This is a genomic window from Microbacterium sp. NPDC055312 (assembly GCF_053645675.1).
In genome coordinates, this window is the sequence record NZ_JBSHMU010000001.1 from 428,851 (window position 1) to 451,708 (window position 22,858).

The 22,858-nt window shown below is 69.0% G+C and carries 22 protein-coding genes; 9 read left to right on the top strand and 13 right to left on the bottom strand.

Annotated elements, in window-relative coordinates:
- The first annotated feature begins 25 nt into the window (after positions 1–25).
- The 3 genes from tatC to lnt are packed head-to-tail and all read left to right on the top strand — an operon-like array spanning position 26 to position 4,780.
- Entirely contained in the window at positions 26–787 is a 762-nt protein-coding gene (gene tatC / locus ACWIDW_RS02115) for a twin-arginine translocase subunit TatC (RefSeq protein WP_454122571.1), read from the top strand.
- Positions 784–3,255 carry a DEAD/DEAH box helicase gene (locus ACWIDW_RS02120; RefSeq protein WP_454122573.1) on the top strand — a complete coding sequence of 824 codons (2,472 nt, stop codon included), beginning with the start codon at positions 784–786 and terminating at the stop codon, positions 3,253–3,255. The genes tatC and ACWIDW_RS02120 overlap by 4 nt, the downstream gene beginning before the upstream one ends.
- Positions 3,256–3,259: 4 nt before the next feature.
- The gene (lnt, locus tag ACWIDW_RS02125) at positions 3,260–4,780 is read left to right on the top strand and encodes an apolipoprotein N-acyltransferase (protein WP_454122575.1); all 1,521 of its coding nucleotides are present in this window, start codon (positions 3,260–3,262) and stop codon (positions 4,778–4,780) included.
- On the opposite strand, the gene ACWIDW_RS02130 is transcribed toward lnt, so the two are convergent.
- From ACWIDW_RS02130 to ACWIDW_RS02145, 4 genes are all read right to left on the bottom strand, one after another.
- Entirely contained in the window at positions 4,781–5,164 is a 384-nt protein-coding gene (locus ACWIDW_RS02130; protein WP_454122577.1) for an RNA polymerase-binding protein RbpA, read from the bottom strand.
- A gap of 120 nt (positions 5,165–5,284) precedes the next feature.
- Positions 5,285–6,055 carry a glycerophosphodiester phosphodiesterase family protein gene (locus ACWIDW_RS02135; protein WP_454122579.1) on the bottom strand — a complete coding sequence of 257 codons (771 nt, stop codon included), beginning with the start codon at positions 6,053–6,055 and terminating at the stop codon, positions 5,285–5,287.
- Entirely contained in the window at positions 6,052–6,978 is a 927-nt protein-coding gene (locus ACWIDW_RS02140) for an SPFH domain-containing protein (RefSeq protein WP_454123231.1), read from the bottom strand. The genes ACWIDW_RS02135 and ACWIDW_RS02140 overlap by 4 nt, the downstream gene beginning before the upstream one ends.
- 7 nt (positions 6,979–6,985) lie before the next feature.
- Positions 6,986–7,459, bottom strand: a complete 474-nt coding sequence (locus tag ACWIDW_RS02145; protein ID WP_454122581.1) for an NfeD family protein — start codon at positions 7,457–7,459, stop codon at positions 6,986–6,988.
- Positions 7,460–7,571: 112 nt separating this feature from the next.
- Between ACWIDW_RS02145 and ACWIDW_RS02150 the strand changes: the two genes are divergently transcribed.
- Positions 7,572–8,336, top strand: a complete 765-nt coding sequence (locus tag ACWIDW_RS02150; protein ID WP_454122583.1) for an SDR family oxidoreductase — start codon at positions 7,572–7,574, stop codon at positions 8,334–8,336.
- Positions 8,337–8,397: 61 nt separating this feature from the next.
- Here ACWIDW_RS02150 and ACWIDW_RS02155 read toward each other — a convergent pair whose 3' ends face one another.
- Entirely contained in the window at positions 8,398–8,982 is a 585-nt protein-coding gene (locus tag ACWIDW_RS02155; protein WP_454122585.1) for an HdeD family acid-resistance protein, read from the bottom strand.
- 60 nt (positions 8,983–9,042) lie between these two features.
- Here ACWIDW_RS02155 and ACWIDW_RS02160 point away from each other — a divergent pair, with 60 nt between their 5' ends.
- The 4 genes from ACWIDW_RS02160 to ACWIDW_RS02175 are packed head-to-tail and all read left to right on the top strand — an operon-like array spanning position 9,043 to position 13,100.
- On the top strand, positions 9,043–9,483 hold the full coding sequence (locus ACWIDW_RS02160) for a helix-turn-helix transcriptional regulator (protein ID WP_313355566.1): 441 nt from the start codon (positions 9,043–9,045) through the stop codon (positions 9,481–9,483).
- A 10-nt stretch (positions 9,484–9,493) separates the two neighbouring features.
- Positions 9,494–9,910: a VOC family protein gene (locus tag ACWIDW_RS02165; RefSeq protein WP_454122586.1), complete on the top strand. Its 417-nt coding sequence runs from the start codon at positions 9,494–9,496 to the stop codon at positions 9,908–9,910.
- Positions 9,911–9,957: 47 nt separating this feature from the next.
- On the top strand, positions 9,958–12,309 hold the full coding sequence (locus ACWIDW_RS02170; protein WP_454122588.1) for an ATP-binding cassette domain-containing protein: 2,352 nt from the start codon (positions 9,958–9,960) through the stop codon (positions 12,307–12,309).
- On the top strand, positions 12,306–13,100 hold the full coding sequence (locus ACWIDW_RS02175) for a class I SAM-dependent methyltransferase (RefSeq protein WP_454122590.1): 795 nt from the start codon (positions 12,306–12,308) through the stop codon (positions 13,098–13,100). Before ACWIDW_RS02170 ends, ACWIDW_RS02175 begins: the two co-directional genes overlap by 4 nt.
- Here ACWIDW_RS02175 and ACWIDW_RS02180 read toward each other — a convergent pair.
- The 3 genes from ACWIDW_RS02180 to ACWIDW_RS02190 form a co-directional block, all read right to left on the bottom strand.
- Positions 13,095–13,943 carry a class I SAM-dependent methyltransferase gene (locus ACWIDW_RS02180; RefSeq protein ID WP_454122592.1) on the bottom strand — a complete coding sequence of 283 codons (849 nt, stop codon included), beginning with the start codon at positions 13,941–13,943 and terminating at the stop codon, positions 13,095–13,097. The two genes, ACWIDW_RS02175 and ACWIDW_RS02180, sit on opposite strands and share 6 nt — an antisense overlap.
- A gap of 286 nt (positions 13,944–14,229) precedes the next feature.
- Positions 14,230–15,804: a phosphatase PAP2 family protein gene (locus ACWIDW_RS02185; RefSeq protein WP_454122594.1), complete on the bottom strand. Its 1,575-nt coding sequence runs from the start codon at positions 15,802–15,804 to the stop codon at positions 14,230–14,232.
- 68 nt (positions 15,805–15,872) lie between these two features.
- Positions 15,873–17,285: a protein kinase domain-containing protein gene (locus ACWIDW_RS02190; protein WP_454122596.1), complete on the bottom strand. Its 1,413-nt coding sequence runs from the start codon at positions 17,283–17,285 to the stop codon at positions 15,873–15,875.
- 336 nt (positions 17,286–17,621) lie between these two features.
- Between ACWIDW_RS02190 and ACWIDW_RS02195 the strand changes: the two genes are divergently transcribed.
- Positions 17,622–18,950, top strand: a complete 1,329-nt coding sequence (locus ACWIDW_RS02195) for an MFS transporter (protein WP_454122598.1) — start codon at positions 17,622–17,624, stop codon at positions 18,948–18,950.
- A gap of 21 nt (positions 18,951–18,971) precedes the next feature.
- Here the strand turns inward: ACWIDW_RS02195 and ACWIDW_RS02200 are convergent, their stop codons facing one another.
- The 5 genes from ACWIDW_RS02200 to ACWIDW_RS02220 are packed head-to-tail and all read right to left on the bottom strand — an operon-like array spanning position 18,972 to position 22,850.
- Positions 18,972–19,700 (bottom strand): formylglycine-generating enzyme family protein, encoded by a 729-nt coding sequence (locus tag ACWIDW_RS02200; RefSeq protein WP_452323263.1) that lies wholly within the window; start codon positions 19,698–19,700, stop codon positions 18,972–18,974.
- 17 nt (positions 19,701–19,717) lie between these two features.
- Entirely contained in the window at positions 19,718–20,017 is a 300-nt protein-coding gene (locus ACWIDW_RS02205; protein ID WP_454122600.1) for a YczE/YyaS/YitT family protein, read from the bottom strand.
- Positions 20,018–20,047: 30 nt separating this feature from the next.
- On the bottom strand, positions 20,048–20,344 hold the full coding sequence (locus ACWIDW_RS02210; RefSeq protein ID WP_454122602.1) for a YczE/YyaS/YitT family protein: 297 nt from the start codon (positions 20,342–20,344) through the stop codon (positions 20,048–20,050).
- A gap of 20 nt (positions 20,345–20,364) precedes the next feature.
- Positions 20,365–21,120: an SGNH/GDSL hydrolase family protein gene (locus tag ACWIDW_RS02215; protein ID WP_454122604.1), complete on the bottom strand. Its 756-nt coding sequence runs from the start codon at positions 21,118–21,120 to the stop codon at positions 20,365–20,367.
- A 56-nt stretch (positions 21,121–21,176) separates the two neighbouring features.
- The gene (locus ACWIDW_RS02220) at positions 21,177–22,850 is read right to left on the bottom strand and encodes a DUF885 domain-containing protein (RefSeq protein ID WP_454122606.1); all 1,674 of its coding nucleotides are present in this window, start codon (positions 22,848–22,850) and stop codon (positions 21,177–21,179) included.
- Positions 22,851–22,858 lie beyond the last annotated feature (8 nt).

Sequence of the window (22,858 nt, forward strand, 5' to 3'; positions counted from 1 at the left end):
CAGTCAGCCACGCGGTGAACGGCGCATGTCGCTGGGAGCTCATCTACTCGAGTTCCGCAAGCGGCTGATGCTCGCGGCTGCCGGCCTGCTGGTCGGCATGATCATCGCGTTCGTCATCACCGACCCGATCATCGCCTTCATCTCCGAGCCGATCAACCGGATGGCCGAGGACAGTGAGACGCTGATGGCTCTCACGTTCACCTCGGTTACCTCGCCGTTCGATCTGCGCATGCGCATGGCGTTCTCCATCGGCATCTTCCTGTCGGCGCCGTTCTGGATGTGGCAGATCTGGGCGTTCATCGTCCCGGGGCTGACCCGCAAGGAGATCAAGTATGCGCTCGGCTTCCTCGGGGCGGCGCTCCCGCTGTTCTTCGCCGGGTGCTACGTCGGCACGCTGATCGTTCCGCACGTGATCGAGCTCATGGCGAGTTTCACGCCGGACGGCTCTCCGCTGCTGTACAGCGCGAAAGAGTACTACGATTTCGTCTTCAAGATGATGCTCGTCATCGGCGTGGCCTTCGTGCTTCCGGTCTTCCTCGTGGCGCTGAACTTCGCCGGCATCATCTCCGGCGCGGCGATCCTCAAGGGCTGGCGGGTCGCGGTGCTCGTCGCGACGACCTTCGCAGCGCTCGCGACTCCCGCCGCAGATGTCGTGAGCATGCTGATGCTGGCGGGGATGCTCGTCGTGCTCTACTTCGCTGCGGCCGGCCTCACCGTGCTGCTCGACAAGCGGCGTCGCAAGCGACGTGTCGCCGAAGGCCTCGACCCGGACCTGCCCACAGCATGAGTTCACCCGCCGAGCGTTACGCGGCCGCCCGCGCGGCGGCCGAGCACCCGCACACGCAGGCTTTCGCCGACCGGCAGCGCTTCGCGCTCGACCCGTTCCAGGTCGACGCCTGCTACGCGCTCGAGCGCGGCCGCAGCGTTCTGGTCGCCGCTCCCACGGGTGCGGGGAAGACGATCGTCGGCGAGTTCGCGATCCACCTCGCCATGCAGACCGGCACCGACAAGGCGTTCTACACCACGCCGATGAAGGCGCTGTCGAACCAGAAGTTCCGTGAGCTCGTCGACGTGTACGGCGCAGATCAGGTCGGCCTGCTCACGGGCGACACCAACATCAACGGCAACGCGCGCATCGTGGTGATGACCACCGAGGTGCTGCGCAACATGCTGTATGCCGACTCCGACGCGCTGCGCGGGCTGCGCTACGTCGTGATGGACGAGGTGCACTACCTCGCCGACCGGTTCCGCGGCCCGGTGTGGGAAGAGGTCATCCTGCACCTGCCCGAGCACGTGCGGCTCGTCTCGCTGAGCGCGACCGTGTCGAACGCCGAGGAGTTCGGCGACTGGCTCGACACCGTGCGCGGCGACACCGATGTTATCGTGTCGGAGATCCGCCCGGTGCCGCTCGAGCAGCACGTCCTCGTGCGCGACGATCTGCTCCCGCTGTTCGACGAGCGTGCGGGCATCGCGACCGCTCAGGTGAATCAGGAGCTGCTGCGCATCCGCTCCTTCACCGGCTCACGCCACGAGAGCAACAGTCGCGCGCAGGACTACCGCAGCGCCCGGCACGCCGGGCGGGAGGCGCACCGTCCGCCGCGCGGCGGCAAGCGCCCCGTGCGGGCGTCGAACATGCGCCGGATCGAGCGGATGGACCGGCCCGAGGTGGTGCGCCTGCTCGAGCGGGCGAACCTGCTGCCGGCGATCTTCTTCATCTTCAGCCGGGTCGGGTGCGACGCCGCCGTGCAGCAGGTGCGTCGTTCCGGCGTGCGTCTGACGACTCAGGAGGAGCGCGCGCTGATCCGCGAGATCGTCACCGACCGCACCCGGGCACTGCTCGACGAGGACCTCGACGTGCTGGGATTCTGGCAGTGGCGCGACGACCTCGAGCGCGGTGTCGCCGCTCATCACGCCGGCATGCTGCCCGCGTTCAAGGAGGTCGTCGAAGAGCTCTTCCAGCGCAAGCTCGTCAAGGCGGTCTTCGCCACCGAGACACTGGCCCTCGGCATCAACATGCCCGCCCGCACGGTGGTGCTCGAGAAGATGGAGAAGTTCAACGGCGAGGCGAGGGTCGCGATCACGTCGGGGGAGTACACCCAGCTCACCGGCCGTGCCGGCCGCCGCGGGATCGACATCGAAGGTCACGCCGTGGTCCAGTGGACCGAGGGCATGGATCCGCAGGCCGTCGCGGCACTGGCATCCCGCCGCACCTATCCGCTCAACTCGAGCTTCCGCCCGACCTACAACATGGCCGTCAACCTCATCGACCGGTTCGGCAGGTCGAGGGCGCGCGAGATCCTCGAGACGTCGTTCGCGCAGTTCCAGGCCGACCGGTCGGTCGTCGGGCTCGCCCGTAAGGTGCGCGAGGCGGAGGACTCTCTGGCCGGCTACCGCGAGGCGATGACGTGCGAGCACGGTGACTTCCTCGAGTACGCCGCGATGCGGCGCGAGCTCAGCGATCTCGAGAAGAAGGATCGACGGGATGCCGGCGGGCGCGCCGCACGCGACAAGCGCCTCAAGAAGATCCAGGGGCTGCGCACCCGAATGCGGCGGCACGCCTGCCACAGCTGCCCCGATCGGGAGGCGCATGCGCGCTGGGCAGAGCGGTACTTCTCGCTCAAGCGCGACACCGACCGCATCCGCCGTCAGATCGAGACGCGCACCGGCACGGTGGCCCGGATCTTCGACCGGGTGATCGATGTGCTGCAGGTGGTCGGCTATCTCGACGGCGAGGGTGATCGCCTGTCGCTGACCGACGCCGGCCGCACGATGCGCCGCATCTACGGTGAGCGCGACCTGCTCGTCGCCGAGTCGCTGCGGCAGGGGCTGTGGCGCACACTGGATGCGCCGTCGCTGGCCGCGATGGCCAGCTGCCTGGTCTACGAACCGCGACGCGACGAGCAGAACATGGGGGAGCGGGGCCTGCCTCGCGGCGCGTTCCGCATCGCCTACGACGCGACCACGAGGTTGTGGGCCGAGCTCGACGACCTCGAGCACGACTACTCGCTGCCGCGCACCGAGCCGCTCGCGCCGGGGCTCGCCGCAGCGATGCACGCCTGGGCGCGCGGAGGCTCGCTGGATCGCGTGCTGATCGACGCCGACATGGCGGCCGGCGACTTCGTGCGCTGGGCCAAGCAGACCATCGATCTGCTCGACCAGCTCTCGATCGTCGCCGAGGACGGGGACCTCGCCCGGACGGCTCGCCGGGCGCTCGACGGCGTGCGGCGCGGCATCGTCGTCTACACCGCGGTGTGACCGGATGAGCGTCACCAACCCGCCGTCGGCGCGCCCCGGCCTGCCCCTGTGGGCCGCTGCCGGCATGGCGGCGGCCGCCGGGGTCCTCATGGCACTGGCCTTCCCCGCGGCGGCGATCTGGCCGCTCGTGTTCGTGGCGCTGGCCCTGCTGCTGCCCGCTCTGCGCGGGCGACGCGTCGGCGGGGCTCTGCTGGTCGGCCTCGCGTACGGACTGGTGTTCTTCGCCCTGCAGGTCTCGTTCACGGCGCGCTATCTCGGTCCGGTGCCGTGGATCGCGCTGACCGTCGTGGAGGGCGTGCTCACCGCCGTCGCGCTGATCCCGATCACTCTGGCCTACCGCTGGCTGCCCCGCGTCTGGCCGCGCGGCACGCGTGTGGCGCTGCCCGTCGTCGTGGCGGGTCTGTGGACGACGCACGAGCTGTTCCTCGGCAACTGGCCGTACGGAGGCTTCCCGTGGGCCCGGCTGGGGATGTCGCAGGCGCAGGGACCGTTCGCGCCGGTCGCCTCCTGGCTGGGGGTGAGCGGGCTGACGTTCCTGATGGTCGCGTTCGTCGCGCTGCTGATCGAGCTGTTCCGGATGCGGGGATGGAGCCGTGCGACCGACCTCATCGCGCCGGCGGTGACCCTTCTCGTGCTGCTTCTGACTCCGCTGTTCCCGACGGCTCGATCCGGGGAGATGCGCATCGCGGCGGTGCAGGGCGACGGCCCGACGGGGTACTTCGACGAGCGCGAGCCGTACGGGGTGATCAGCGCTCAGACCGACGCCACCCGGACGATCGGCGAGGCGGACGTCGATCTGCTCGTCTGGCCGGAGGGCGGCGTCGACTACGACCCGTTCCAAGACGAGACGACCGCACGGCGGCTCACCCGCCTCGTCAACGAGTTCGACGCGCCGCTGCTCGCCAACACCGCCACCGAGCGCGGCGAGCAGATCTTCAACACGTCGTTCCTGTGGACGCAGCAGGGCGACGCCTCGCAGCTGCACGACAAGCGGCATCCGGTGCCCTTCGGCGAGTACGTCCCCGACCGCGATTTCTACTACGCGCTCGCCCCCGACCTCATCGGGCTCATCGGCCGCGAGTACACCCCGGGCAGCAACCCGCCGCTCGTGCGGGTGGACGGAACGGGAGTCGGCCTCGCGATCTGCTTCGACGTGATCTACGACGAGGTCATCCGCGAAAGCGTGACCGGGGGAGCCGAGGTGCTGGTCTTCCAGACGAACAACGCGGACTTCCGTGGCACGGACGAGAATCTGCAGCAGCTCGCCTTCGCCCGCATGCGGGCGATCGAGACCGGTCGCAGTGTGGTGAACGTCTCGACCGTGGGCACCAGCCAGATCATTCGGCCTGACGGGTCGACCGTCTCCGCCCTGGACGCCGATGAGGCCGGAGCGCTGATCGAGGATGTCGAACTGCGTTCCGGCCTCACGGCTGGGGTCGTACTCGGGCCGTGGATTCAGCTGGGGATGCTGATCTCTCCGGCCGTGCTGGTCGTCGCCGGACTGCTGTCGCGACGACGAGCCTGATCAGGCGCCGATGCGGTGGCGCGTGGGGTCGTCTCCTGCGCCGCGGCGGGCGCGGACGTAGGCGAGCCGCTCTGCGAGCAGCTCTTCGAGCTCGTCGCGGGTGCGGCGCTCGAGCAGCATGTCCCAGTGGGTGCGTGCCACCTTCTGGTCGTTGTCCTCGACCTTGACGGACGCGCCGTCGACCTGCAGCACCGCCTCGGCGCCGCAGTGACGGCACTCCCAGGTCTGCGGTGCTTCGGCATCGGCCGCGAACATCAGTGTGGTCTCCTGGCCGCACGTGTCGCACTTGTACGCGGTGGAGCGTCGCTCCATGAAGACGACGCCCTCCTCGCTCTGAAGGCTCTGGGCACCCAGCCGGATGCCGCGAAGGCTGCGATCTGCCATTGTGTGGTCCTCTCGTCGCTGTCAGGTATAACGCTCGCGCCTGTGCGAATCATCCACGGCGACGAGAACCCGCGCCGACTCACAGGGGAATCCCAGGGCTTCCGCCGGGGCGCAGGCGGGTCAGGATAGGGCGCGCACCGCCACATCGGCACGATCGGTGACGATGCCGTCTGCACCGTCGGCCACCAGTCGCGTCATGTCCGCAGGGTCGTTCACCGTCCAGACGTGCACCTCGACCCCGTGTCTGCGAGCAGCCCGCAGAAGCGAAGGAGTGAACAGACGGATGCCGGCGTGCGACTCCGGGATCTGCACGGCATCGACATCACGCAGCACCCGGGCGGGGGAGAGACGGGCTGCCGAGAGAGCGCGCAGCTGGGCGATCACCGATCGCCCACCCGAGGTGGCGGGCGTGATCTCCGCTCCCGCCTGCATCGTCGCTCGCAGCGCCGTGATCCGGTGCCGGTCCGAGAAGCTCGTGACCAGAACCCGGTGCGCGTGCGACGCCACCACGGTGCCGAGCGGGACGGATGCCTCGGCGGTCTTCACGTCGATGTTGAACCTGGTGTCGGGGAAGGCATCCAGAGCCGCGGCCACGGTGAGCAGTCCGCCGTGCGCGGCGAAGAGACGCTCGAGCTCTCTGGTGCGCACCGAGCGGACAGGGCGCGGGTCGCCCGCGATGCGCTGCAGCGTCTCGTCATGGACGAGCACGACGTCACCGTCGGCGGTGACCCGGCAATCCGTCTCGATGTACTCCGCACCGGCCGCGTGAGCGGCTGCGAACGACGCCGCCGTGTTCTCCCAGACCGTCTCCGGTCCGCCGTCGGCGGGGATCAGTCCGCGGTGCGCGAAGACGCGAGGATTCCTGCTGCCCGCGAAGAACGGGTGCGTCACGTGCTGCGCGGTGGCTCGCCCGCGCCGTCGCCGCGAGGAGTGAACGCCGAGCCGATGCCCTTGAGAGCCTCCGTCAGCTCGCTCGGGATGATCCACAGCTTGCTCGACTCGCTCTCGCTGATCTTGGGCAGCATCTGCAGGTACTGATAGGCGAGCAGCTTGTCGTCGGGTCGCCCCTGGTGGATCGCGCTGAACACGTTCTGGATCGCCTCGGCTTCACCCTGAGCGCGCAGCACGGCCGCCTGCTTGTCGCCCTCGGCCTTGAGGATGGCCGCCTGGCGCTGCCCCTCGGCCTCGAGGATCTGCGACTGCTTCGATCCTTCCGCGGTCAGGATCGTGGCACGGCGCTCGCGCTCGGCGCGCATCTGCTTCTCCATCGAATCCTGGATCGAGACGGGCGGGTCGATCGCCTTCAGCTCCACCCGCGAGACGCGGATGCCCCACTTGCCGGTCGCCTCGTCGAGCACGACGCGCAGCTGGCCGTTGATCTCGTCGCGGCTGGTGAGCGCCTCCTCGAGGTTCAGCCCACCCACCACGTTGCGCAGCGTCGTGGTGGTGAGCTGCTCGACCGCACCGAGGTAGTTCGCGATCTCGTAGGTCGCGGCACGGGCATCCGTCACCTGGAAGTAGACGACGGTGTCGATCGACACCACCAGGTTGTCTTCGGTGATGACGGGCTGCGGCGGGAACGAGACGACCTGCTCGCGCATGTCGATCAGGGGACGCAGCCGGTCGATGAACGGCACGAGGATGTTCAGTCCCGGCTGCAGGGTCTTGTGATAGCGACCGAGTCGCTCGACGACGCCGGCCGTGGCCTGCGGGATGATCCGGATCGCCCGGGCGATCGTGACCAGCACGAAGATGATGACCGCGATGGCGAGGATCCACGCGATGGCGGTCGGAATGAACGAGGAGTCGTTCATCATGCTCCTATTCGGTGACGGGACGGACGATGGCGGTGGCGCCGCTGATGTCGACGACCGCGATGCGGGTGCCGGTGATGATCGGCGTGCCGTCGGCGCTGCGCGCGGTCCAGATGTCGCCGTTGCTGAGCTTGACCTGACCGGTGATCTGGGTGATGTCGAGCAGCGCGGTGCCGCGGAGGCCCTTCAGGGCGTCGACGTTCGATTTCGCGGGATCCTCGCCACGGCGCAGGCGGTGCAGCAGAGGAGGACGGAGGAAGAAGATGAACATGGCTGCGGCGACGGCCGCGATGATCAGCTGCGCCCACCAGGGCAGACCCAGCAGACCCGCCACGAGCCCGAGGACGCCGCCGAACGACAGCATGAGGAAGGTGAAGTCGAGGGTGAGCATCTCGATCACCAGGAAGACGGCGATCAGCACCAGCCACGCGATCCACGCCCACTGCCCGATGTCGGCTAAGAATGTCGCCAGACCGTCCATTCGCCCTCCTGGCGTCAACCTACCACGCGACTCGCGGCCCGGTCGGGACAAGCCCCCGTTGTAGGGTGAAATGTCGCCATCCGGGCGATCACGCGCATCCCGAGGAGCACAGATGACCCAGGTCCTTCCCGCCGGATCCCTCGACGGCAAGGTGGCCCTCGTCACCGGATCGTCGCGTGGCATCGGCGCCGATACCGTCCGCTACTTCGCTGAAGCGGGCGCCGACGTGGTCATCAACTTCCGCAACAAGGCCCCCCGCGCCGAGAAGCTCGCGAACGAGCTGCGCGCCCTCGGCCGCCGCGCTCTGGTCGTCGGCGCCGACCTCACCGATCCCGACTCCGTGTCGGCGATGTTCGACCGCGTGCGCAAGGAGTTCGGTCGCCTCGACGTGCTCGTGCTCAACGCCTCGGGCGGCATGGAGTCGGGCATGGCAGAGGACTACGCCCTGACGCTCAACCGCGACGCCCAGGTGAACGTGCTGCAGAGCGCTGAGCCGCTGCTGGGCGACGGCGCACGTGTCGTGTTCGTCACCAGCCACCAGGCGCACTTCATCCGCACCACCCCGACCATGCCCGAGTACGAGCCCGTCGCCCGCTCGAAGCGCGCCGGTGAAGATGCTCTGCGCGAGCTGATCCCGGGCCTCGCCGAGAAGGGCATCGGATTCACGGTCGTCTCGGGCGACATGATCGAGGGCACCATCACGGCGACTCTGCTCGAGCGCGCCAACCCCGGAGCGATCGCCGGGCGCCGTGAGTCTGCGGGCAAGCTCTACAACGTCTCGGAGTTCGCCGCCGAGGTGGCCAAGGCCGCCGTCGACCCCGTGCCCGCCGACAACACGCGCCTCGTCGGCGACACCTCGGACTTCATCACCGAGTGACACGAATGTGAAGAGGGAGGCCACCCGCCGGTGGCCTCCCTCTTCACGTCACGGCGTCGGCTCAGACGACGACGTCCGGCGTCTGCGCAGACTCGACCTGCTTGAGGGTGAACGCGCGCACGAGCTGAACGACACCCAGAGCCACCAGCGAGATGCCGAGGATCAGCCAGAGCACCGTCGCGGCGTAGAGCGGTGAGAACAGCACGGCGATGCCGGCGATGATGCCGAGCAGTGCGTAGAGCAGCGTCCACACACGGGACGCATCGTGTCCCATCAGGCTCAGCGCGACGACCCCGTCGGCGATCCAGCTCACGCCGATGAAGATCGCCACGATGATCGCGAGGGTGACGGTTGCGGCACCGAGATTCGCGAAGGCGATGATGCCGGTGGCGATGTACAGCAGTCCGAGGACGACATGGCCGGCTCGCACCCATCCGCCACCCTTGCCGGAGAACACGGCGAGACCGAGGTAGACGAGCCCGCCGATGATGAGGTAGCCGGCGAAGATGCCGGTGACGATCACCGCCGACTTGGCGGGCCAGACGAGCATCACGATGCCGGCGATGAGTGTGATCGCGCCGGAGATGCCGAGGAACAGACGCACGGAGCGCAGGAACCCCGGGTCGGTGAAGCGGAGAGCGGTCATGATGATCCTTTCGTGGAGCGGACCCTTCGCGCACACGCTATCGGATGCGAGGATCGGGATGTGGGACAGAGTGCTGAGGACTCGTATCGACTCGCCGAGCTGACCAGACTGCGTCGGGTGCGCGACCGGATAGATCGCGAGTACGCTCGCCCGCTGGACGTCGAGACGCTCGCGCGAGGGGAGCACATGTCGGCCGGTCACCTCAGCCGCAGATTTCGTCAGGTGTTCGGTGAGTCCCCGTACTCGTATCTGATGACGCGCCGCATCGAGCGGGCCATGGCGCTGCTGCGCCGCGGAGACGTGGGGGTGACCGAGGCGTGCTTCGCCGTCGGCTTCTCATCGCTCGGAACGTTCAGCACCCGCTTCAGCGAACTGGTCGGCGTCTCTCCGAGCGCCTACCGGCGGGATCCGGGACTGGGCCCGGGCATCCCGTCGTGGGTCGAGAAGCAGGCGACCAGACCGATCAGGAATCGAGAAGCGACATCGCACGGGCGTGAGTAGCGTCAACGCCATGAACAACATCACCATCAGCGTCAGCTTCCTCCCGCACATCGACCCGGAGGCATCCCTCGCGTTCTACCGCGACGTCCTCGGATTCGAGGTCCGCAAGGACGTCGGGTACGGGGACATGCGGTGGATCACCGTGGGACCGGCCGGGCAGCCCGACACGTCGATCGTGCTCACCCCTCCTGCCGTCGACCCCGGCATCAGCGACGATGAGCGTCGCACCATCCTCGAACTCATGGCGAAGGGCAGCTACGCAGGGGTCGTGCTCACCGCCGACGACGTCGACGCGGCGTTCGCCGAGATCGAGGCGAAGGGCGCGGATGTCGTGCAGGAGCCCATCGACCAGCCCTACGGCGTGCGCGACTGCGCGTTCCGCGATCCTGCCGGTAATTTCGTCCGTATCAATCAGTCCATCGCCTGACGCGTGCGCCGCCCGGCATCCGAATCCATCCCATCGAAGGAAGCACCGTGCCACAGGACCACCCCGCCGACAGCCACGACGTCATCCGCGTCGAGGGTGCACGCGAGAACAATCTCAAGGATGTCTCGGTCAGCCTGCCGAAGCGACGCCTGACGGTGTTCACCGGCGTCTCCGGCTCGGGCAAGAGCTCGCTGGTGTTCGACACGATCGCCGCAGAGTCCCGCCGGATGATCGATGAGACCTACAGCGCATTCGTGCAGGGATTCATGCCCTCGGTGCCGCGGCCCGACGTCGATGTGCTGGACGGACTCACGACGGCCATCATCGTCGACCAGGAGCGCCTCGGCGCGAACCCGCGGTCGACGGTCGGCACGGTGACGGATGCCAACGCGATGCTCCGCATCCTGTTCTCGAAGTTCGGCGAGCCGTACATCGGCGGGCCGACGGCGTTCTCGTTCAACATTCCGACGCAGAAGGCCAGCGGCGTGATGACCGGGCCGAAGGGCGAGAAGAAGATCGTCAAGGACGCCGTCTACCTCGGCGGCATGTGCCCGCGCTGCGAGGGCAGGGGAGTGGTGTCGGACATCGATCTGACGCAGGTCGTAGACGAGACGAAGTCGCTCGACGGCGGCGCGATCATGGTGCCCGGCTACACGGCCGACGGCTGGATGGTGAAGGGCTTCTCGCAGTCGGGCTTCTATCCGGCCGACAAGCCCATCGCAGAGTTCACCGAGAAGCAGCGCCAGATGTTCCTCTACGGTGAGGTCACCAAGGTGAAGATATCGGGCATCAACATGACCTACGAAGGTCTGATTCCGAAGATCACGAAGTCGATGCTGTCGAAGGACATCGACGCCCTGCAGCCGCATATCCGTGCGTTCGTCGAGCGGGTGGCGACGTTCAAGACCTGCCCGGAGTGCGACGGCACGCGGCTCACCGAAGGCGCACGGTCGTCGAAGATCGACGGGACGAGCATCGCCGACGCCTGTCGCATGCAGATCACCGATCTGGCGGCGTGGGTGCGCGGCCTGTCGGTGAGCGGGGCAGGGCCCCTGCTCGACGCGCTGCGCGCGAACCTCGACTCGTTCGTCACCCTCGGGCTGGGCTATCTGAGCCTGGATCGTCCATCGGGAACGCTGAGCGGGGGAGAGGCGCAGCGCATCAAGCTGCTGCGCCACCTCGGCTCGTCTCTCACCGACGTGACCTACGTGTTCGACGAGCCGACGATCGGCCTGCATCCGCACGACATCCAGCGGATGAACACCCTGCTGCTGCAGCTGCGCGACAAGGGCAACACCGTGCTCGTCGTCGAGCACAAGCCCGAGACGATCGCTATCGCCGACCGAGTCGTCGACCTCGGGCCGGGAGCCGGCAGCAGCGGGGGAGAGGTGTGCTTCGAGGGCACCGTCGACGAGCTCACCACGAGCGGCACGCTGACCGGGCGTCACCTGCACGACCGTGCGACGCTGAAGGATACGGTGCGCACGCCGTCCGGCGCTCTGCAGGTGAGGGGAGCGGATGCCAACAATCTGAAGGACGTGGACGTCGACGTGCCCACCGGCGTGCTCACCGTCGTGACGGGGGTGGCGGGGTCGGGGAAGAGCTCGCTCGTGCACGGCTCCATCAGTCCGATGGACGGCGTGGTCGCGATCGATCAGACGGCCATCAAGGGCTCGCGTCGCAGCAACCCCGCGACGTACACGGGAATGCTGGAGCCGATCCGCAAGGCGTTCGCCAAGGCCAACGGCGTGAAGCCGGCCCTGTTCAGCGCGAACAGCGAGGGTGCCTGCCCGAGCTGTAAGGGCTCGGGTGTGATCATCACCGAGCTCGGGTTCATGGACACGATCGAGACGCCCTGCGAGGACTGCGGCGGCAAGCGCTTCCAGCTGGGCGTTCTCGAGTACAAGCTCGGCGGACTCGACATCACCGAGGTGCTCGACCTGCCGGTCGCCGAGGCGCACGCGTTCTTCTCCGCACCCGAGACCAGGCTTCCTGCCGTCGTCTCGATCCTGTCGCGGATGGAGGACGTGGGACTCGGCTACCTGACCCTCGGGCAGCCGCTCTCCACCCTGTCCGGCGGTGAACGGCAACGTCTCAAGCTCGCGATCCAGATGGGGGAGAAGGCCGACATCTACGTGCTCGACGAGCCCACCACGGGCCTGCACCTCGCGGATGTCGACAACCTGCTGGGGCTGCTCGACCGCCTCGTCGACTCGGGCAAGACGGTGGTCGTCATCGAGCATCATCAGGCGGTGATGGCGCACGCTGACTGGATCATCGACATCGGGCCCGGTGCCGGTCACGACGGAGGTCGGGTGGTGTTCGAAGGGACCCCGGCTGATCTCGTCGCGACGAGGTCGACACTCACCGGCGAGCACCTCGCGGAGTACGTCGCGTGACGTCGCAGGAATCCATAGACGCCCGCATCCTGAGCTACTACGGCGAGCTGTTCGATGAAGGCGCGCGTCTGACGACCAGGTCTGCGCAGGGCCCTGTCGAGTTCGCGCGCACGCAGGAGATCATCCTCGAGAGCCTCTCCGCCGGGCGTGTGCTGGACATCGGCGGCGGCGCCGGTGTGCACGCGCGGGCGCTGCAATCCGCCGGCCTTGAGGTGGAGTTGCTCGACCCCGTGCCGCGGCACGTCGATCAGGCGCGGGCCGTCGGCGTGAGCGCCCGGATCGGCGACGCCCGCGCTCTGCCGTTCCAGGATGGCGAATTCGACGCGGCACTCGTGCTCGGCCCCCTGTACCACCTCGCCGCTCGTGAAGACCGTCAGCTTGCGCTGCGCGAGGCGGCGCGCGTCGTGCGTCCCGATGGTCTGGTCTTCGCTGCGGGGCTCTCGCGATTCATCGCATTCGGGAAGGCGACTCTGGCCCGCGGCATCCCGCACCCATACCCCGATGAGTGGGTCGCGGTGGCAGCCCGTGGAGAGCCTGCCGCCGGGATGCGGTTCCCCGCAGGTCACTTCCACACTGCCGAAGAGCTCGACGAGGAGGTGCGCTCAGCCGGACTGGAGGTCGAGGCGGTGCTGGGCGTGGAGGGTCCCGCCGGTTCACTGCTGGAGTCGCTGGAGGGGGCAGGGGAGGAGCTCGTGCAGGCAGCGCTGACGGTGGCCCGCGCTGCGGCCTCTGTTCCCGGTGTGCGCGACATGAGCGCGCACCTCATCGCGGTCGCGCGCGTTCGGTCATGAGTCGCGCTGGGCGACGATCGTGTACGTGCACGGGATGAGATCGCGCTCGGACTCCGGCCAGGCGTATCCACCGGGAACCCCGACCATCCGCGGGCTGAACTGCCACGGCAGCGTGCGCCCCTCATCGAAGTGCACGAGGCGCAACCCGGCGGCCAGCAGAGCGCCGAGGATCTCCGAGAGCGGATGCGGCCACTCGTAGGTGCGCGAGTGCTCGACCGTGCCGTCTCCGATGTAGGTCGACGGGTCGTCCCACAGCTGCGCGCGCCCGTCGCCGAAGTAGCGGTACCGGGTCGTCAGATCGGAGGCTTCCTCGTCGAGTGCATACAGCGCGGGATGCCCGTCGCGGATGTAGAAGATCCCGCCGGGTCGCAGCAGCGCGTGGATCTGCTGAGCCCAGCGATGCAGGTCTTCGAGCCACGTGATCGTTCCGATGCTGGTGTAGACGACGTCGAAATCCCCGTCGACGGCACGTCGCGCATCGAGCACGTCGGTCTCCACCCAGCGAGCCTGCACACCGGCGCGGGCAGCCAGTGCGAATCCTGCCGCCAGCGCCGGTCCGGAGAAGTCCACCCCGGTCACGTTCGCGCCGGCCCGCGCCAGTGAGACGGTGTCTGTGCCGATGTGGCACTGCAGGTGACAGAGATCCAGTCCCTGCAGGCTTCGATCGGGTAGGAACCGCTGCAGCACCGGCAGATCCTCGCGGACGACATCGCTCAGATGGGCAGGATCGTCATAGAGCTCGAGACCGTACGCGACCTCGTGCAGCGGAACGCGATCGTTCCAGTTCTCGTGGTTCGCCTGCCGCGCGGATTCCCAATCGATGCTGACGTCGCTCCCGTTCACGGTGGTGAGCCTACTCAGCGCGAGCCACCCGCAACAGGGACTTGAGGGCGGATTCGCCTGCTGACACCTGACCTCGGTCCTCCTATGCGGAATAACCGATAATGCACATTATGTCAGAAAGGCGATCTCGACACCTCTCCCTCTTGCCTGTGACCGCTCGCGCGCATCATCCGTCAGCAGCAGATCAAGGTTGGCGACGACCCGATCGAGCACTGCTGCGGTCGACATTGACCGGGCTGAGTATCTGCAGGTCAGCAGAACTTTTCGAGATGGTCGAGACCCCGACTTATTCACCGGGTGGGACCGGTGCGCCATAGACCTCGAGGCCGCCGGGAACGATCCGCACCGTGGCGACGGTGCTGCCCTCTTCGAGCACGGAGACCTCTCCGTCGTGCGCCACGTTCACCGCCTCGCCCGTCGACGATCTCGCTTCGATCCGCACCTCATCGGCGGTGAACGCCTCGATCGTCGCGAGCGTGGCGCGCCCCGGCACGCGGTCGAGAAGGGCGGATGCGCGGACGCCGAACGCCAGCGCCACCAGTCCACGCAGACGCGGCCTCCGCCCGCGCGCGTGCAGCACCCGCACGTCGAGAACGCCGTCGTCGAGGCGACGCCGCTGCAGTGGAACCATCGACGCCGAGGAGTTCTGACCCGCGGCGACCGCGATCGACCACACCCGCGCTGAGCGCCCGTCGATCCGCACGTGCAGCGTGTGCGCTCGCGCCAGCACGCGCACTGCGGCGATCAGCGCGGCGACCGGCTTGCCCAGCGCCTCCTCCATCTGTTCCCGCTCCGCGACGAAGCCGGGATACACCCCGATGGAGGCGACGTTCATCACCGTCATCGGCGGCCCGTCGTCGATCGTGAGCTCGGCGACATCGACGCGGCTGCCGACTCCGTCGCGCAGTGCCTGCACGGCGTCTTCGAGCGTTGCCGCCCCTGCCGTGCGCGCGAAATGGTTGAAGGTGCCGCCGGGGAAGATCACCAGCGGCAGGTGCGCGTGGCGGGCTGCGTCGGCGGTGCTGGCCACCGTGCCGTCACCACCCCAGACGCCGATCACCCGGGGCGGGCTCTCGGAGGCCACCGCGTCGCGCACGAGCAGGGCGACCTCCTCCCCCTCCCCCAGCACGTGCACCTGCGCCGACGGCAGCTCCTCGGAGAGGAAGGCGACCGGCTCGGGGCGCAGCGGATCGATCCCCGACGCGGAGTTCACGAAGATCAGCGCCCCGGAACCGTCGGGCAGTGACGGCAGATCGATCGTCGCCCCTCGGTGTGTCGGCTCGGGCTGCGGACGTGCAGGCACCAGCATCCGCCCGACGATCGCAACTGCCGAGCCCAGCGCCGCTCCCCCGATCACGTCCGACAGCCAGTGCGCTCCGGTGTGCAACCGTGAGTACGCCACCGCGGCGCCGAGAGGCGCGAGCACCGCACCCGATCGGCCCGACTCGAGAGCGACGCCGGTGACGAAGGCGGCGGCAGATGCGGAATGGCCCGACGGGAAGGATCCGGAAGTCGGCGTCCTCGCCAGTCGTCGCGGCATCGGCACGTCCTTGAGCAGCGGCCGGTCCCCGCCGAAGAGCCGTTTGCCGACCAGGTTGGCGAGAGCGCTGCCGATGATCAGCGACGCGATCCCGCGCACGGCACCCCGGCGCGGCGATCCGCCGATCGCGTACAGCACGCCGGCGATCGCGAACCAGAGCCTGCTGCGATCCGCACGCTGCGAGAGACGGGCAAGGGCGACATCGAGTTCGGGGAGGTGCCGGTGCCCGTTGATCCTCCGCGCCGTGCGCGCATCCATCCGGCGCACCCACCGCGGCAGCAGACGCACGCGTCGCATCGCGACCGAGGGGCGGGCGGGCAACCCCGCTCGCCGCACGACACGAGTGAGACGAGTCGCTCCCGCACGACTGCTGTGCCCGCCTGGGGCTCTCATTGCTCCTCCACGTCCTCGGCCTCCTCACGCGCCTTTTCGGCCTCCTTCTCGGCCCTCTCACGCGCCTTTTCGGCTTCCTTCTCGGCCTTCTCAGTCGCCTTCCGCTGCTCTTCGGCGGCCTTCTCGGCTTCTTTCGCCGCCTTCTCCTGCGTTTTGCGGTCTTCCTTCGTCCCCGTGTCCGTCTGCGTGGTGTCGGCCTCATCGCCGGGCGCGCTCGAGGGCGACGGCGGCGTCACTGGTGCGGATGGCCGGGTGGCGGCCGGATCGGGTGCCACAGGTTCAGGCCCGTCGCTGCCCAGCATCCACGCTCCCGCGAGGCCGGCAGCGACGACGGCTGCCGCGGCGACGGCGCCGATGGCCCCGGCTCGGCGGCGCTTCGCGCGGCTCGTGGCTCCGGACTTCTCCGGCAGCACACGGGTCGGCCCCGGAGTCGCCGTCTCGGCGGTGAGCAGGCGCGTCGGTGTGGTCATCGCGGCAGTCGCGCCCTCTGGCGAGGCCGCAGCCCCGCGAGCGGCCAGCGCGGCGGCGGCGACAGCTGCGGGCATCGTGGGTCGCGGCGGCGGCGCCGAGACGGCCGCGAGTTCGGATGCTGCAGCGAAGACCTCCGATGCGATCGGGCGATCGCTCGGATCGGTCGCCGTCATCCCCGTCAGCAGGTGCGTCCAGGCGGGCCCGAGATCTGCGGGCACGTCGGGTGCCGAGGTCAACCGCGCCATCGCGGCGCCGATGCCGTCTGACTGGGGGAAGGCGCGCACGCCGGTGAGCGCCTCGAGCATCATCAGCCCGAGCGAGTAGATGTCTGCCCCGGGCGCGGGCATCGCGCCCTGCAGCTGCTCAGGCGCGATGTAGGCGGCCGTTCCGATCACGATGCCGGGCGAGGTCAGGCGAGTGGCATCCACCAGAGCCGAGATGCCGAAGTCGGCGAGCTTCGCGCCCGATCTGCTGGCAGGAAACGGCGCCTGCGACATGAGCACATTCGACGGCTTGATGTCGCGATGCACGATGCCGGCACTGTGCACGACGTGCAGCGCCTCTGCCAGGTCGGCCCCGAGCGCCCCGACCTCGGCGGCGGGCAGGGGCCCTTGCGCGATGCGATCGGCCAGCGTGGGGCCGTCGACGTACTCCATCACCAGGTACTCGGGGCGTCCCGGAACCAGCTGCGCGTCGTAGAGAGTGACGAGGGCGGGATGATTGAGCGACGCGAGCGCCGTCATCTCGCCCCGTGCACGCGCAGCCGATGCGTCGTCGCCCTGCAGCTCGGTTCGCAGCACCTTGATCGCGACGATGCGTCCGAGGAGGGTGTCCTTCGCCCGATAGACCCGCGCCATCCCGCCCTGGCCGACGCATTCGAGGACCTGATAGCGACCGTCGATCAGGCCGGAAGGGGGCAGCGAATCGTCGTCGGTCATCGAGTCCTCCCGTCGCCTGTTCGGGGCTCAGCGACGAGATCACTCTAAGCCGACGAGGGGCGCAGCCCGATGGCCTTGACAGCCGACGAGCCCGTCGTCGATCAGATGGGGGTGTCGTCGACGACCGCCGGTCCGCGCCCGTAGCCGAGGTCTGCGTACCAGACGCCATCCTCGGTCCGAACTCCGCGATGAGCTCTGCGCGGTCGGCGTCCGCCAGCTCCCGCACGGTGCGGATGCCGTGACCGGCGAGCCGTTTGCAGCACCCACGACCTCATGCCTCGAGTCTGCGCCGCCCGCTGCGTCGTGTCACGTCCCCACCGGGGCTAGCCTTGACGGGTGAGCCACACTCCCCTCCCCCGCACGACTCCCGGATGGCGGGGCTGGGTGGTGTGGGGCGTGGCGGTTGCCGCGTACGTGCTCGCGATCACGAACCGCAGCTCGCTCAGCGCGGTGGGCGTGGACGCGGCCGAGCGCTTTCAGGCCGACGCCGCGACGCTCTCCCTGTTCGCGGTCGTGCAGCTCGCCGTGTACGGCGGGCTGCAGATCCCCATCGGGGTGCTGCTCGACAGGTACGGCTCGCGTCCGATCATGGTGATCGGGATGCTGCTCATGGCGCTCGGGCAGTTCGTGATGGCGGTGTCACCCAGCATCGGCATCGCCCTCATCGCGCGTGTTCTGCTCGGCGCGGGAGATGCGGCGATCTTCCCCGCCGTGCTGCGCCTCGTCGCCACATGGTTCCCCGCCCAGCGCGGACCCGTGATGGGGCAGCTGACGGGCCTCGTCGGCCAGACCGGCCAGCTCATCGCGCTCACTCCCCTGGCCGTGCTGCTGCACTCCACGAACTGGACGATCACCTTCGGCAGCGTCGCCGGGCTCGGCCTGCTCTTCGCCATCCTCGTCTGGATGCTGGTGCGCAACCACCCGCCCGAGCGCAGCGCCGACGTGACGGTGAACACCGAGACGGGTGTCGTGCAGGTGATCACCTCGGCGATCGACACCGGTGTCGGCATCCGCGCGGCCTGGGCGCACCCCGGCACCCGTCTGGCATTCTGGTCGCACTTCACCACCCCGTTCGCCAGCACGGCGTTCCTGCTGCTGTGGGGCATGCCGTTCCTCACGGCAGGTCAAGGGCTCACACCCGCCGGCGCCGCCGGCATCCTGTCGATCACCGTCCTCGTCAGCATGGCACTGAGCCCGGTGCTCGGCATGCTGTCGCGGCGCATCCCCACCCGCCGGTCGCTCGCCCTCGTGCTGCCGAGCATCGCCGTTCAGGTGGCCGCATGGACCACGGTGATCCTCTGGCCGGGGCCCGCGCCGATCTGGCTGCTCATCGTGCTGGTGGTGTGCCTGGCCGCGGGCGGCCCGGCATCGATGATCGCCTTCGACCACGCCCGCACGCACAACCCCGCCCACCGCCTGAGCACCGCGACCGGCGTGACCAACTCCGGCGGGTTCCTCGCCGCGCTCATCGCGATCTTCTTCATCGGACTCACGCTCGACCTGCAGGGCGCCGGCACCCCCGACACCTACTCGCTCGACGCATTCCGCTGGGCGTTCGCCACGCAGATCCCGCTCTGGCTGCTGGGCGCGTCGTTCATCATCCGTGAGCGCAAGAGCACCCGCATCCGGATGGGCCTCGATCCCGAGCGCAAGCGACGCCGCTGAACCCGGGGCGCGGGCGGCGGGTCAGCGGCGCGGGGTCCAGCCGATCGGCCGCGCTCCCCCGCGCCCGCCACGTTCGACATCGGCATGCGCAGACCAGCCCTGCGCGGCATCCGGGCCGTCGAAGCCGCCGCGCGCGAGCCGCATGCCGAGGTCGTCGTGGTGCATGCGCGGAGCCCCTCCGCGGCGCACGGATGCCCGAACGCTCCAGGTGTCGTCGGCGAATCCGCCGCCGCGGAACACGCGGTAGTCGTCGTAGCGTTCAGGGTCGAGGAAGTCCCAGCACCACTCCCACACGTTGCCGAGTGTGTCGAAGAGTCCGTTCAGGTTCGGCAGCTTCATGCCGACATCCCGCGGCGCTCCGACGCCGTCGAGTGACGTCCAGGCGATCTCATCCAGCGGACCGTACTGCGGCCCGACCGATCCGGCTCGGCAGGCGTACTCCCATTCGGCTTCGGTCGGCAGGCGATAGCCGTCGCTGTCGACGTGCCAGGTGACCTCCTCGCCGTCGAAGGAATAGGCCCGGTCGAGCCCCTCCCACTCGGAGGCTGCGTTGCAGAACCGGATGGCGCGGTACCAGCTGAGATCCCTGGCCGGGCGTCGCGGATGCTGGGCGGCGATACCCAGCACCTCGGCGAACTGACTCTCGGTGACGGCGAACGCGCCGATCTCGAAGGGTTCGAGCTCGACGGTCCGGTGCTCCTTGCGGCGTGCATCGTGCAATGCGACGCGGCCGCCGGGCAGCGCCCGCATCTCCCAGAGATCCACCGTCACCCTTGAACGGTCACGGGTCCGGTGCTCGACGCGGCGCCTGTCTGCGGCGTCAGCGGAACGGCGAACACGCGCAGGAAGAACTGGCAGAGCGGGCCGACGAGCAGGGCGAACAGCAGGGTGCCGATGCCCACGACGCCGCCGAGCGCCCAGCCGATGAGCACGACCGTCACCTCGAGGCAGGTGCGCACCAGCCAGATCGGGCGGCGCAGCCGCACATGCAGACCGGTCATCAGCCCGTCGCGAGGGCCCGGGCCGAAGTGTGCTCCGATGTAGAGCCCGGTGGCGGCGGAGAGCACGAGCAGCCCGATCGTGAAGAGCAGCGCCTGCTACCACAGCTGCTCCCCGACCGGGATGAAGAGGAAGCCCACGTCGGCCGACGGGCCGACCAGAAGCGCGTTGATCACCGTGCCCGCCCCGGGCTTCTGCCGGATCGGAATCCACAGCAGCAGCACGATGCCGCTGACGATGGTCGTCACGATTCCGAAGCTCAGCGGGACGTGGCGGGTGACGCCCTGCGTCAGCACGTCCCACGGCGCAGCGCCCAGAGCGCTGCGCACGAGGAAGGCGATGCCGATGCCGTACAGGAACACCCCGACGAGCAGCTGGGTGATGCGGCGTGGCATCCGTGAACGGCGGGAAGAGATCACCGCGGCACCATCTCGACCCAGGCGGGGAACTTCGCCACCCCCCCGTCGCCGGACGACGTGCGTGTCACGCGTCGTCGCACCCAGGGGCCGACGAACTGCCGGTAGTACGCGAGCCCCGCGGGGCCGGCAGGGTGATCGGTGCTCAGCGACCACCAGTCCTCCGGCGGCTCCAGACCCAGCGCGTGCAGCACGCGGGCAGCGACGCGGTGGTGGCCGTTCGCGTTCATGTGCAGGCGGTCCTGTGACCAGTAGCGAGGGCGGGAGAGCTCGGCATCCGGCCAGTTCAGCGCGCGGATCACGTCGGGGCGGTCCTCGACGCGGCGCAGCACCGCGGCCGACAGCGCATCGCCGCGACGCTGGAAGACCGGGCCCAGCGGCAGCTGAGCGCTCGGGTTGGCACCCGAGAGCAGGATCAGCGTGACGCCCTCCTTGTCGCAGCGCCGCAGGACGCGGGAGAACGCATCGGCGATGTGCTCGGTGTCGGCGTTCGGGCGGAGGATGTCGTTGCCGCCGCCGTTGAACGACAGGTGCGTCGGGCGCAGCGCGAGCGCCGGCTCGAGCTGCTCTTCGACGATCGGCCAGATCAGACGACCGCGGATCGCGAGGTTGGCGTACTGGATCGGCTCACCGATGGCGTGCGCCCAGCCCTGCGCGGCCAGGTCGGCCCAGCCGCGCACGCTGCCGTCGGGCAGCTCGTCGCCGACCCCCTCGGTGAAGGAGTCTCCGATCGCCACGAACCGCACAGCCGCCATGTTCTCAGCCTATTGCGGCGCGGACGAGGTCGCGTCACGCGCTCTGCGCAATCCCCTCAGCCGGTGACCGCGGTGCGGAGCGTGTCGAGGCCGACGCCGCCGATGTCGAGCGCGCGCTTGTGGAAGTCCTTGAACGAGAACGCCTCGCCCTGCTTCTGCTGCACGGCGTCGCGCACCTGTTCCCAGATGCGCTGGCCCACCTTGTACGACGGCGCCTGTCCCGGCCATCCGAGGTACCGGTTGACCTCGAATCGGCGGAACTCGTCCGGCATGTTCACGTTGCGGCGCATCTCCTCGAGCGCGTAATCGTGGTCCCAGATCCCCTCGCCCGACAGGCGCGGCTTGCCGAGGTGCACACCGATGTCGAGTACCACGCGCAGCGCGCGCATGCGCTGGCCGTCGAGCATGCCGAGGCGGTCTGCCGGGTCGTCGAGGTAGCCGAGCTGCTCCATCAGCCGTTCGGCGTACAGCGCCCAGCCCTCGGCGTGACCCGAGGTGCCGGCGAGCACCCGCCGCCAGGTGTTCAACTCGGCGCGGTTGTATGTCGCCTGCGCGATCTGCAGGTGGTGGCCGGGAACACCCTCGTGGTACACGGTGGTCAGCTCGCGCCACGTGTCGAACTCGGTCACGCCCTCGGGCACCGACCACCACATGCGGCCGGGCCTCGAGAAGTCGTCGGTCGGGCCGGTGTAGTAGATCCCGCCCTCCTGAGTGGGGGCGATCATGCACTCGAGCTCGCGGATCTGCTCGGGGATGTCGAAGTGGCTGGCGCCGAGCTCGGCGATCGCCCGATCGCTCGTCTGCTGCATCCACCTCTGCAGCGCTTCGGTGCCGTGCAGCTTGCGCGAGGGGTCGGCCTCGAGGTGCGCCACGGCCTCGTCGACGCTCGCGCCGGGCAGGATCTCGTTCGCGATCGCCTCCTGCTCGGTGATCATCCGCTGCAGCTCGTCGCGGCCCCACTCGTAGGTCTCGTCGAGATCGATGGTCGCACCGAGGAACCGGCGGGAGTTCAAGGCGTACAGGTCGCGCCCGACGGCGTCCTGCTCGCCGGCGACCGGTGCCAGCTCGCCGGACAGGAACTGGCGCAGGTCGTCGTAGGCCACGCGCGCCGCGGCGGCGTGGTCGGCGATATCGCGGGCGAGGGATGCCGGCAGTTGGCCGTCAGCCGGTGCCGCTGTCGCCGCGAATGACGCGAAGAAGCCCTCGTCGGCGCTGTACCGGGCGATCTGCGTGGCGACTTCGGCGACCTGGCGACGAGCGGGGACGACGCCGCGCTTGATGCCCTCGCGCAGCGTCTCGACGTACCCCTTGAGCGCTGTCGGCACGGCGGCGAGCCGCTCGCTGACGACCGCCCAGTCGTCGATCGTCTCGGTGGGCATGAGATCGAACGCCTGGCGGAAGTCCTGCGGCGCCGAGGCGATCACGTTCAGGTCGCGCAGGTGCCATTGCGCGTCGTGCAGCTCGAGCTGCAGGCGAAGCTCGGCCGAGAGGTCCGTCTTCGTGATCTCGTCGACGCTGTCGACGGGGGTCGCGGCATCCAGCGCGGCCAGCGTCTCGCGTGTGGCGGCGATGCTGCGCTCGTGCCCTTCCGGGCTCACATCGTCGAGGCGGGCACCTGCCTCGTTGCGTCCGATGTAGGTGCCGAGGATGGGCGAGAGGTCGACCAGGGTGTCGACCCAGTTCTCGGCGATCCGGTCGATGGCAGAGGGAGTGCGCGGCGCTGAACTCATGGTCTCGA

Bases quoted from the DNA above. Each gene is read 5' to 3' on its own strand.
- tatC (WP_454122571.1), top strand. From the start codon at position 26: ATGTCGCTGGGAGCTCATCTACTCGAGTTCCGCAAGCGGCTGATGCTC.
- ACWIDW_RS02120 (WP_454122573.1), top strand. From the start codon at position 784: ATGAGTTCACCCGCCGAGCGTTACGCGGCCGCCCGCGCGGCGGCCGAG.
- lnt (WP_454122575.1), top strand. From the start codon at position 3,260: ATGAGCGTCACCAACCCGCCGTCGGCGCGCCCCGGCCTGCCCCTGTGG.
- ACWIDW_RS02130 (WP_454122577.1), bottom strand. From the start codon at position 5,164: ATGGCAGATCGCAGCCTTCGCGGCATCCGGCTGGGTGCCCAGAGCCTT.
- ACWIDW_RS02140 (WP_454123231.1), bottom strand. From the start codon at position 6,978: ATGAACGACTCCTCGTTCATTCCGACCGCCATCGCGTGGATCCTCGCC.
- ACWIDW_RS02145 (WP_454122581.1), bottom strand. From the start codon at position 7,459: ATGGACGGTCTGGCGACATTCTTAGCCGACATCGGGCAGTGGGCGTGG.
- ACWIDW_RS02150 (WP_454122583.1), top strand. From the start codon at position 7,572: ATGACCCAGGTCCTTCCCGCCGGATCCCTCGACGGCAAGGTGGCCCTC.
- ACWIDW_RS02155 (WP_454122585.1), bottom strand. From the start codon at position 8,982: ATGACCGCTCTCCGCTTCACCGACCCGGGGTTCCTGCGCTCCGTGCGT.
- ACWIDW_RS02165 (WP_454122586.1), top strand. From the start codon at position 9,494: ATGAACAACATCACCATCAGCGTCAGCTTCCTCCCGCACATCGACCCG.
- ACWIDW_RS02190 (WP_454122596.1), bottom strand. From the start codon at position 17,285: ATGACCGACGACGATTCGCTGCCCCCTTCCGGCCTGATCGACGGTCGC.
- ACWIDW_RS02200 (WP_452323263.1), bottom strand. From the start codon at position 19,700: ATGCGGGCGCTGCCCGGCGGCCGCGTCGCATTGCACGATGCACGCCGC.
- ACWIDW_RS02210 (WP_454122602.1), bottom strand. From the start codon at position 20,344: ATGCCACGCCGCATCACCCAGCTGCTCGTCGGGGTGTTCCTGTACGGC.
- ACWIDW_RS02215 (WP_454122604.1), bottom strand. From the start codon at position 21,120: ATGGCGGCTGTGCGGTTCGTGGCGATCGGAGACTCCTTCACCGAGGGG.
- ACWIDW_RS02220 (WP_454122606.1), bottom strand. From the start codon at position 22,850: ATGAGTTCAGCGCCGCGCACTCCCTCTGCCATCGACCGGATCGCCGAG.